Genomic DNA, 10,632 nt, shown 5'->3' with positions numbered 1-10,632 from the left:
CGGCGATGCCGAACGACGAGAAGCTCGTGGAGTACCTGAAGTGGGTCACCGCCGACCTGCACCAGACCCGGCAGCGGCTGGAGAAGGCGGAGAACGCCCGGCACGAACCGGTGGCGATCGTCGGCATCGCCTGCCGGTTCCCCGGCGACGTCCGCTCGCCCGAGGACCTGTGGGACCTGGTGTCCTCGGGCCGGGACGCCGTCTCCGGCTTCCCCACCGACCGGGGCTGGGACCTGGGCACGCTCGCCGGCGGCGACAGCGCCACCCTGCAGGGCGGATTCCTGTACGACGCGGCCGAGTTCGACCCCGGCTTCTTCGGCATCTCCCCGCGTGAGGCGCTGGCCATGGACCCGCAGCAGCGGCTGCTGCTGCAGACCTCGTGGGAGGCGATCGAACGCGCCGGGATCGACCCGGTGACGCTGCGCGGCAGCCGGACCGGCGTGTTCGTCGGCACCAACGGCCAGGATTACGGCCATGTGCTGATCGCCTCGCAGGAGGACGTCGAGGGCCACGCCGGCATGGGTACGGCGGCCAGCGTGATCTCCGGCCGGGTCTCCTACACGCTCGGCCTGGAAGGCCCCTCGCTCACCCTCGACACCGCCTGTTCCTCCTCGCTGGTCGCCCTGCACCTGGCGGCGCAGGCGCTGCGGGGCGGCGAGTGCTCCCTCGCCCTCGCGGGCGGCGTCACCGTCATGACGACGGCGTCGAACTTCGCCGGGTTCACCCGCCAGGGCGGCCTGGCGGCCGACGGCCGCTGCAAGGCGTTCTCCGACGACGCCGACGGCACCGGCTGGTCCGAGGGCATCGGCGTGCTGCTCGTCGAGAAGCTGTCCGACGCCCGCCGCAACGGCCACCCCGTGCTCGCCGTGCTCGCGGGCAGCGCCATCAACCAGGACGGCGCCTCCAACGGGCTGTCCGCGCCCAACGGCCCCGCCCAGCGCGAGGTGATCCGCGCCGCGCTCGCCTCCGGCGGCCTCACCCCGTCCGACGTGGACGCCGTCGAGGCGCACGGCACCGGCACGACACTCGGCGACCCCATCGAGGCACAGGCGCTGATCGCCGCCTACGGACAGGGTCGTGAGACGCCGCTGCGGCTGGGCGCGATCAAGTCGAACATCGGTCACACCCAGGCCGCCGCCGGCGTCGCCGGGGTGATCAAGACGGTGATGGCGCTGCGCCACGCCGAACTGCCGCCCACCCTGCATGTCACCGAGCCGACCTCGCACGTCGACTGGACGGCCGGGAACGTCGAACTGCTCACCTCCGCCGTGCCGTGGCCGCCCACGGAGAAGCCGCGCCGGGCCGGTGTGTCGTCGTTCGGCGTCAGCGGCACCAACGCGCACGTGATCATCCAGGAGGCGCCGGTCGAGGAGGCATCGGCTGAGGAGGCATCGGCTGAGGTGGGGCCGGCTGAGGAAGCGCCCGCGGCCGGTGAGCGCCCGGCCGCCTCTGCGGTCCCCTCCTCGGTCCCGTGGCTGGTCTCCGCCAAGTCCGACACCGCCCTGAACTCCCGTGTGGAGCAGGCACAACAGCTTTCCGGCGACCCCGTCGGCGCTGTCGATATCGGGTACTCCCTGCTGACCACCCGCTCCACCTCCTTCGAGCACCGAGCCGTACTCCTCGACGGCGACGTGCTCGCCCGGGGCACGGTCACCCGCCGCCCGCTCGCCGTGCTGTTCTCCGGCCAGGGCGCCCAACGCCTGGGCATGGGGCGCGAGTTGTACGACCGCTTCCCGGTGTTCCGCACCGCCCTCGACGAGGTGCTCGCGCTCCTGGACCCCGGGCTGCGCGACGTGATCTGGGGCGACGACGAGGCGGCCCTGAACCGCACCGGCAACACCCAGCCCGCACTCTTCGCCCTCGAAGTCGCCCTCTACCGCCTGCTGGAGTCCTACGGCATCAAGCCCGACCACCTCGCCGGGCACTCGATCGGCGAGATCGCCGCCGCACATGTCGCCGGAGTCCTCACGCTGCGGGACGCGGCCACGCTGGTCACCGCCCGAGCCCGCCTGATGCAGGCCCTGCCCGCAGGCGGCGCCATGGTGTCCGTGACGGCCACCGAGGCGGACGTTCTCCCGCACCTCACCGCGCACGTCTCCGTCGCCGCCGTCAACGGCCCCGACTCCGTGGTGATCGCCGGCGACGAGAGCGAGGTCCTGCGGATCGCCGAACGCTGGGAGCACAAGCGGCTGCGCGTCAGCCACGCCTTCCACTCGCCGCTGATGGAGCCGATGCTCGACGAGTTCCGCCACTCCATCAAGGACCTCGCCTTTCACACGCCGCGCCTGCCCATCGCCACGACCGGCGACGTCACCTCGCCCGAGTACTGGGTGCGGCACGTGCGGGACGCGGTGCGGTTCGCCGACCACGTCGCCGCGATCGGCGACGCCACCTTCGTCGAGGTCGGCCCGGTCGGCGTGCTCTCCGCCCTCGTCGACGGCTGTGTGCCCCTGCTGCGCCGGGACCGGCCCGAGGACACCGCCCTCGTCACCGCGCTCGCCCGGCTCCACACGGCCGGCGCGAAGGTCGACTGGTCGTCGTTCTACGCCGGTGGCCGCCGGATCGACCTGCCCACCTACCCGTTCGACCGGCACCGGTTCTGGCCGCAGTCCACCATGGCGCCGGGCGGCCCGTACGCCGGACCGCAGCAGGCCCACCGCCCCGCGCTCCACGAGGTCGACTGGGTCACCGCCCCGCTTGACGGCGTGCCCGTGGCCACCGCCCGCTGGGCCGTGGTCGGCACCGACGAGTTCGACGTGGCCCACGTCCTCTACAGCGCGGGCCAGACCGTCACCGGCTACGGCGAGACCCTGGCCGACGCCGCGGGCCAGGCCGCCGCGCCGGACGTGTTCGTCGTGTCGGTGTCGGGTGCCGAGACGCCCGACAGCGTGCGGGACACGACGACCCGGGTCCTGACGGTGCTTCAGGAGAGCCTGCGGTACGAGAGCGCCCGCGTGGTGTTCGTCAGCCGGGGCGCGGCAACCGGCGAGGACCTGGCCGCCGCCGCGGCGTGGGGCCTGGTGCGCACCGCACAGGCGGAGCACCCCGGCCGGTTCACCCTGGTCGACCTCGACGCGTCGGACGTGTCGATCGCCACGGTCGTACGGCTGGTGTCGTGGGACGAGCCCCAGGTGCTGGTCCGCGACGGCGTCGTCAAGGTCGCCCGCCTCGCCGAACTGCCCGCCACCGCGCCGTCCGCCCCCGCCTGGAACCCCGAGGGCACGGTCCTGATCACCGGCGGCACCGGCGGCCTGGGCGCCGCACTCGCCCGCCACCTCGTCGCCCGCCACGGCGTACGGCACCTGCTGCTCGCCGGCCGCCGCGGCCCCGACGCGCCCGGCGCGGGCGAACTGCGCGCCGAACTCGAGGCGCGGGGCGCCTCGGTCACCGTCGTCGCCGCCGACGTCTCCACCGAGGAGGCCGTCGCGGAACTGCTCGCCGCCGTGCCCGCCGCCCACCCGCTGACCGGTGTCGCACACACCGCCGGCGTGCTGGACGACGGCCTCGTCGACACCCTCACCCCCGCACGCCTCGACGCGGTGCTGCGCCCCAAGGCCGACGGTGCCTGGCATCTGCACCGGGCCACCCGGGACCTGGACCTCGCGGTGTTCGCGCTGTACTCGTCGGTCGCGAACGTCATGGGCGCCGCCGGGCAGGGCAACTACGCCGCCGCCAACGCCTACCTGGACGCCCTCGCCGTCCGTCGCCGGGCCGAGGGGCTGCCCGCCGTCTCGCTGGCGTGGGGTCCCTGGGCGCAGGACAGCGGCATGACGAGCGGGCTGAGCGAGGCCGCCATGGAACGCATCGCGCGCTCCGGGATGCCGCCCCTCGCGGCGGAGCAGGGCCTCGCCCTGTTCGACGCGGCGCTCGCCCGCGACGAGGCACTGCTCGTGCCGATGTACGTCAACCCGGCCGGCCGGCGGGCCCACGGCCCCGTCGCCCCGCTGCTGCGCGGCCTCCTCACCGACGCGCCCACCGCGGTGCCCGCCGAGAAGGCCGCCGTCACCGTCCTGGACCGGCTGCGCGGCGCCGGCCCCGAGGCCCGCGAGACCATGCTGCGCGACCTCGTCGTGGGCACCTCGGCGGCGCTGCTCGGCCACCCCGACCCGAGCGCCGTCGACCCGGAGAAGGACTTCCTGGAGCTGGGCTTCGACTCGCTCATCGCCGTCGAACTCCGCAACCAGCTGGGCGAACTGCTGGGCGGCCGCAAGCTGGCGGGCTCCATCGTCTTCGACAACAAGACCCCGGCGAACCTCGCCCGGACCCTGCTCGCCGACCTCGGCACGCTCCAGGGCCCGGCCGAGGCCTCCGCCGGTACCGGCGCCGCCGTCGACCCGTCCGACACCGTGTTCGGGCTGTTCATGGAGTCGGTGTCGACCGGCAAGGTGCTGCAGGGCCTGAGCCTGCTCAAGGCCGTGGCGAACCTGCGCCCGATGTTCGAGACGCCGGCCGAACTGGAGGACCTGCCCACGGCGGTGACCCTCGCCCACGGCCCGGCGCTGCCCAAGCTGATCTGCATCAGCGCGCCCGGCGCGACCGCCGGCGTCCACATGTACGCCCGCCTCGCGGCGCACCTGCGCGGCAAACGGCAGGTGTCGGCGCTGCCGCTGATCGGGTTCGAGCCGGGCGAGCCGCTGCCCAAGGACACCGCGGCCGCCGTGCGCTGGGTCGCCGAGAGCGTGCTGCACGCCGGCGACGGTGAACCGTTCTGCCTGGTCGGGCACTCCTCCGGCGGCACCCTGGCCTACCTCGCCGCGGCTGTGCTGGAGGAGACCTGGGGCATCGCCCCCGAAGCCGTGATCATGCTCGACACGCTGAGCCTCAACTACGACACCAACGAGGGCCTCGACTTCGACTCGGTCACCACCAACTACTTCACCACCATGGACTCGCCCGCGGTGAACCTGAACAGTGCGCGCCTGTCGGCGATGGCCCACTGGTTCGTCCGCATCACCGACACCGGCCTGCACCCCACCGTGCCGAAGATGCTCGTGCGGTGCGGCCGGGAAGTGGACGGCACGGAGTTCACGACCACCGGCCAGGAGGTGTCCGTACCCGCGGACGAGATCCGCATCGTGCCCACCGACCACATGGCCATGGTCAAGGAGGACGCCGCCCTGACCGCCGGCGTGATCGAGGACTGGCTCACCACCCTGGCCACCGACCGGCCCTAGCCACCCCCCACCAGCGGGCCCCAGCCACCCCCACCAGCGGGAAGGATCCCATGCCTCTCTCACAGCAACTGCCCCTGATCGGGGTCGAACAGCCCTCGATCCTCGCCTTCAGCGACATCCGCCTGCGTCTGCAGGAACAGGCCCCCGTGTGCCGCATCCTCACGCCCGCCGGCGACGAGGGGTGGCTGGTGACCCGCCACGCCGAGGTCAAGGCGCTGCTGCAGGACCACCGCCTCGGCCGCTCGCACAAGGATCCGCAGAACGCGCCCCGGTTCTTCCGCAACCCGATGCTGGACATGCTCGTCACCAGCGACGACGTGGAGACCGAGCGGCGCGCCCACGAGAACAAGCGTGTCCTGTACACCAAGAGCTTCGCCGCCCGGAAGGTCCTCGACCGCCGCTCCCGCGTCGAGGCGATCGCGCACGCCACGCTCGACGGGATCATCGCCGCCGGACCGACCGCGGACCTGCACGAGTCCTACTCGATGGAGTACTCCCAGCAGGCGCTGTGCGACATGGTCGGCGTCCCCGCCGAGGACCGCCGGCGGCTGCTGGCCATGATGGACACCGTCGGCGACACCGACCGGCAGCACGCCGAGTCCGGCATGGACGCCCTGTTCGGCTACGCCGCCGAGCTCGGCGCCAAACGCCGTGACGAACCCGGCGACGACGTGATCTCCCGCTTCATCGACTCCGGTCTCACCGACGAGGAGATCGGACTGCACACGGTCACGCTGCTGTTCACCGGCCTGTCCGGGCTCGCCTCCCACCTCGACTTCGGGGTGCTGCTGTTCCTGCGCAACCCCGACCAGCTCGCCCTCGCCATGGCCGACCCGAACGTCATGGTCCGGGCGGTCGACGAGGTCATGCGGGCCACGATCGGAAGCCCCGTGCTGCCCCGGTACGCGAGCGAGGACATCGAGATCGGCGGGGTCACCATCGCCGAGGGCGACCTGGTGATGCTCGACTTCTCGCTGGCCAACCACGACGCCCGCGCCTTCGAGGAGCCGTCCCGCTTCGACGTCACCCGCACGCCCAACCCGCACTTCACGTTCGGGCACGGCATGCGGCACTGCACGGGCGCGCCGCTGGTGCGCATCATCCTGGCCGTCGCCTACACCGCGCTGTTCTCCCGCCTGCCCTCGCTGCGCCTCGCGGTGCCGGAGGCCGAACTGGAGTCCCACCCCGGCGGCCGGCTGGCCGGCGGTCTGGCGAGGTTCCCCGTCACCTGGTGACCCGCACGAAAAGCGGCCCCCGCCCAAGGGCGGGGGCCGTTTCGATGCTCGGGAGCGTTCGGGGGCGGGTCACTCGTGCACGGTGATCGCCTGAGCCGGACAGACCGACCTGGCCATCCGCGCAGAACGCTCCTCCGGCCCCTCCGGTTCCTCCTGCAGGAGTTCCACGAAGCCGTCGTCGTCCTGGTCGAACACCTCGGGCGCGGTCAGCACACACTGCGCCGCCCCGATGCACTTGTCGGTGTCCACACTGATGCGCGTCATGATCTTTCCTCCGGGAAGGGCGCTTGAGGGGCGCTACCACCGCACCGGCAGTGCGTGGAGTCCGAAGAGCACCCCGTCGTACTTGAACGGCAGTTCCTCCGGCGGAACCGCGATCTGCAGGGTCGGGATGCGGGCGAACAGCTTCTGGTAGGCGACCTCCAGCTCCAGACGCACCAGGTTCTGCCCCAGGCACTGGTGGACGCCGTAGCCGAACGCCACATGCCCGTGCGCGGACCGGGACGGGTCGAACACATGCGGGCGGTCGAAGGCCGCGGGGTCGTGGTTGGCGCCGGCCACCAGCGGTACGACGCCCTCGCCGGCCCGCAGCAGCCGGCCGCCGATCTCGATGTCCTCCACCACCACGCGCAGCGCCACCAGGTCGGCGACCGAGTGGAAGCGCAGCAGTTCCTCGATCGTGCGCTCGTCGCCGATCCACCGAGGGTCGTTCAGCAGGGTGACCGCGCCGAGGGCGATGTTGTTGGCCGTCGTCTCGTGGCCGGCGATCAGCAGCAGCATGGCCACGCCGGAGAGCTCCTGCGGGGACAGCAGCCCGCCCTCGACCAGCTTGCTGATCAGGTCGTCGCCGGGCCGCTTGGTCTTGATCGCGATCAGCCGGTTGAGGTAGCGCAGCAGTTGCTGGGAGGCGTTGTCGCGTTCCTCGTCGGTCGAGTTGATGGTGACGAGGACCTTCGTCTTGGCCTCGAAGAAGCCGCGGTCCACCTTGGGCACACCGAGCAGGGACGAGATCACCAGCGACGGCACCGACAGCGCGAAGTCCTCGACGAGGTCGGCGGTGTCGCCCCGGGCGAGCATCCGGTCGATGGTGTGGTCGACGATCTCCTCGACGACCGGCCGCAGCGCGCGGATGCGGCGCACCGTGAACTCGGGGATCAGCGCCTTGCGGAACTTGGTGTGGTCCGGCGGGTCGAGCGCCACGAACCAGCCCGGCACCTCGTCGGCGGTGGGCACGCCCCCGGTGCGCGACGGCCTGGGAAAGCCCGGGTGCGCGGGGTTGGCGCTGATGCGCGGATCGGTGAGGATCCGGCGCACCTCCTCGTGCCGGGTCACCAGCCACACCGTGTCGCCCGAGGGCAGCGCGGCCTTCACCAGGCCGGGCCGCTGCCGGAACTCCGTGTACTCGGGGGGCGGGAACGGGGCGCCGGGGCGGCGCAGCACGAACGGGACGATCTCGTCCTCGTCCTCGGCGTCGGCCTCGGCGCCGGCCGTGGGGGAGGAGGTCATGACGACACCTCGTAGAACGCGCGGACCTGCGCCACGATGAACTCCTGGTCTTCCTCGGTCAGTTCGGTGTGCGTCGGCAGATACAGGCCGTCCTCGGCGAAGCGGTTCGCGTTCAGCGTCGGCCAGACCGGGTCCAGATAGCCGGGCTGCCGGCTCATGGGCTTGAAGAACAGGCGGGTCTCGATGCCCCGGCCGGCGAGGAACTCCCGGAGTGCCTCCCGGCGTTCGGCGCGCAGGTCGTACATCCACAGCACGTCCCGCTCCGGCATCAGGGTGATGCCGTCGATGCCGCGCAGTCCCTCGTCGTAGCGCTTCTCGATCCGTGCCCGGGTGGCCAGGATCTCGTCCAGCCGCTCGGTCTGGGCCAGCGCCACGGCCGCCTGGAGGTTGGTCATGCGGAAGTTGTAGGCGAGCTTCTTGTGCAGGAAGCTGTGGTCCCGGGTGAACGCCATGCCGCGCAGATGCGCCATCTGGCGGGCCAGATGGGGGTCGTCGGTCAGGCAGATGCCGCCCTCGCCCGCCGAGATGATCTTGTTGGCGAACAGGGAGAACGCGGCTATATCGCCGGTCGGCGCGATGCCGTGCGCCTCCGCGGAGTCCTCCACCACGCGCAGGTTGTACTCGTACGCCAGCTCCAGGATCGCGTCCATGTCGCAGCGCCGGCCGTAGATGTGCACCGGCATGATCACCTTGGTGCGCGGGGTGATCTTCTCCTCGATCCTCGTCACGTCGATGTCGAGGTCGTCGGCGCAGTCCACGAACACCGGTGTCGCGCCCGTGTAGGTGACCGCCCACGCCGACGCGATCATCGTGAACTCCGGCACGATCACCTCGTCGCCGGGACCGACCCCGAGGGCGCGCAGCGCGAGCGTCAGCGCGGTCGTCCCCGAGGAGCAGGCCACCCCGTGGGCCACCCCGTTGTAGGCGGCGAACGCCTCCTCGAACCGGGGCACGTAAGGCCCTTGCGAGGAGATCCAGCCGCTGGTGACGGCCTGGGTGACGTAGTCGAGCTCATTGCCCTTCAGCGACGGCATCGACACGGGATACGTGAAGCTCATCGACTCACTTCCGAAGACAGCGCGGGCAGGTCCAGGATCAGGTCGGCGGCGGCGGTCCGGCCGCCGGCGGCCTGTTGCAGCGCGGCCAGACGCCGGGCGTTCTCGGTGAACGCGGGGTCGTCGAGCACGCGCGTCAGCTTGTCGAGCACGTCGTCGGGGTCGACGGTGTGCGGCTTCGACAGCGTGAGCCCCACGCCGAAGCTCTCGGCGCGCACGGCCTGGTCGTAGCAGTCGACCCACAGCGGACGGGACACCATCGGCTTGCCGAAGTGGATGCTCTCCGTGTACGCGTTGCCGCCCGCGTGGGTGAAGAACACCTTCACGTTCGGGTGCGCCAGCACGTCCAGCTGCGACGGCACCCAGGTCTCGACCCGCAGGTTCCCCGGCAGGTCCGCGGGCAGATGGGCCTGTTGGTCGCGCGGCAGCTTCCACAGCACCGCGTGCCGGCCCTCCAGCCGCCGGGCCACCTCCACGAACGCCCGCACCTGCCCGGCCGTGAGCCGGGTGATCGTGCCGAGGCCCATGTAGACCACGGACCCCTGCGCGTCGAGCCAGGCGGACAGCTCGCCGGGCGGGCACTGCGGCAGCGGCGGCACCAGCGCGCCGACCGTGCGCAGCTTCGCCGGGAGGTCGAAGGCGTAGTCCATCTCCGGGATCGAGTAGCACAGCACCAGCTCGGACCGCTCCACGCGGCAGAACTGGCCGTACGCCTCAGGGGCGATGCCCAGCTCCGCCCGCACCCGCGCGTCGACCGCGTTGCGCTCCTTGTTGAACTTCCCGAACGCCATGGCCAGCGTCCGCCACTGGAACAGCCTGTTCTGCCACCGCTGCGGGAACGACATGTCGGCGGGCAGGCCCGAGTGCGGCACCGGGAAGCCCTTGGGGGTGTGCGAGGGCCCGATCGGCACGGCCGAGGTCAGCAGGTTCGACGGCACGAACGGGTCGCTGAGCACGAACGGGATCCCCTTGGAGATGGCGAGCTCCCAGCCGAACTGGCACATGCTCTCCACGACCATCAGGGCCGGCCGGATCTTCTCCACCGCCTCTTCCAGCGCCCGGTACTTGGGCACCCGCAGCGCGGGCCGGTCGGTCTGCTCGATCACGGCGCGCCGCGCCTTGAACCGCGACCGCTGCGTCACCGCCGCATACGTGCTGTCGTCCCAGGTCACCGAGGACATCTCGGAGACGACCTCGCCCAGGGAGAAGAACTCGACGGGGGAGCCGACCGCCGTCGCCGCGACCTCCTCGCGCGCCTTGTCGTCGGTGGCGAACCACAGGTCGGCCACGCCACGCCGGGACAGTTCCTCCGCGAGCACCAACATCGGGTTCAACAGACCGCTCTCGGGCAGGCTGACGAACAAGATCGGCCGCTGACTCATGGCTGCACCCTTCAGGCGGCATGACGGAATCTGGCACCGCGGAATCTGCTGGTGGCGCCGAGCCTGCCCGACGCCGTGTGCCGGTGTCGCCGGGTGCGGGCCATGTCGAGGTGAAGCCCTAGAGTTGCCGCCCGCCCGATGTCCAGGTGATGCCCTAGAACCTCTGTGCTGCGCTTTCGGCCCCCCGTCCGAGGCCGCGACGATGAGCACGCGAGCCTGACGGGCATCGCGACGCCGCGCGGACTCCGTCGGAAGGGCCCCAGGTGAGAGGTGCAGCGAC

At 71.9% G+C, this 10,632-nt stretch carries 6 protein-coding genes; 2 read left to right on the top strand and 4 right to left on the bottom strand.

The genetic code is table 11. The annotated features are described in order from the left end of the window. The first annotated feature begins 5 nt into the window (after positions 1-5). Entirely contained in the window at positions 6-5,174 is a 5,169-nt protein-coding gene (locus QQM39_RS02355; protein ID WP_301994905.1) for a type I polyketide synthase, read from the top strand. Between the two features lie 50 nt (positions 5,175-5,224). Then, positions 5,225-6,409 (top strand): cytochrome P450, encoded by a 1,185-nt coding sequence (locus tag QQM39_RS02350; protein WP_301994904.1) that lies wholly within the window; start codon positions 5,225-5,227, stop codon positions 6,407-6,409. A 69-nt stretch (positions 6,410-6,478) separates the two neighbouring features. Here the strand turns inward: QQM39_RS02350 and QQM39_RS02345 are convergent, their stop codons facing one another. From QQM39_RS02345 to QQM39_RS02330, 4 genes are read right to left on the bottom strand one after another with little or no spacing between them, the layout of a single operon-like run. Further along, positions 6,479-6,673, bottom strand: a complete 195-nt coding sequence (locus tag QQM39_RS02345) for a ferredoxin (RefSeq protein WP_301994903.1) — start codon at positions 6,671-6,673, stop codon at positions 6,479-6,481. A 33-nt stretch (positions 6,674-6,706) separates the two neighbouring features. Then, a complete protein-coding gene (locus QQM39_RS02340) occupies positions 6,707-7,915 on the bottom strand; it encodes a cytochrome P450 (protein WP_301994902.1) in 1,209 nt (402 codons plus the stop codon). Beyond that, positions 7,912-8,973 carry a DegT/DnrJ/EryC1/StrS aminotransferase family protein gene (locus QQM39_RS02335; protein WP_301994901.1) on the bottom strand — a complete coding sequence of 354 codons (1,062 nt, stop codon included), beginning with the start codon at positions 8,971-8,973 and terminating at the stop codon, positions 7,912-7,914. The genes QQM39_RS02340 and QQM39_RS02335 overlap by 4 nt, the downstream gene beginning before the upstream one ends. Next, entirely contained in the window at positions 8,970-10,352 is a 1,383-nt protein-coding gene (locus tag QQM39_RS02330) for a glycosyltransferase (RefSeq protein WP_301994899.1), read from the bottom strand. Before QQM39_RS02330 ends, QQM39_RS02335 begins: the two co-directional genes overlap by 4 nt. Positions 10,353-10,632 lie beyond the last annotated feature (280 nt).

The organism is Streptomyces sp. DT2A-34 (genome assembly GCF_030499515.1).
In the GTDB taxonomy this organism is placed as follows: Bacteria; Actinomycetota; Actinomycetes; order Streptomycetales; family Streptomycetaceae; genus Streptomyces.
The sequence above is the reverse complement of the archived record's forward strand: the minus strand, read 5'-3'. Positions and strand labels throughout refer to the sequence as shown.

Bases quoted from the DNA above. Each gene is read 5' to 3' on its own strand.
- QQM39_RS02355 (WP_301994905.1), top strand. From the start codon at position 6: ATGCCGAACGACGAGAAGCTCGTGGAGTACCTGAAGTGGGTCACCGCC.
- QQM39_RS02350 (WP_301994904.1), top strand. From the start codon at position 5,225: ATGCCTCTCTCACAGCAACTGCCCCTGATCGGGGTCGAACAGCCCTCG.
- QQM39_RS02345 (WP_301994903.1), bottom strand. From the start codon at position 6,673: ATGACGCGCATCAGTGTGGACACCGACAAGTGCATCGGGGCGGCGCAG.
- QQM39_RS02340 (WP_301994902.1), bottom strand. From the start codon at position 7,915: ATGACCTCCTCCCCCACGGCCGGCGCCGAGGCCGACGCCGAGGACGAG.
- QQM39_RS02335 (WP_301994901.1), bottom strand. From the start codon at position 8,973: ATGAGCTTCACGTATCCCGTGTCGATGCCGTCGCTGAAGGGCAATGAG.
- QQM39_RS02330 (WP_301994899.1), bottom strand. From the start codon at position 10,352: ATGAGTCAGCGGCCGATCTTGTTCGTCAGCCTGCCCGAGAGCGGTCTG.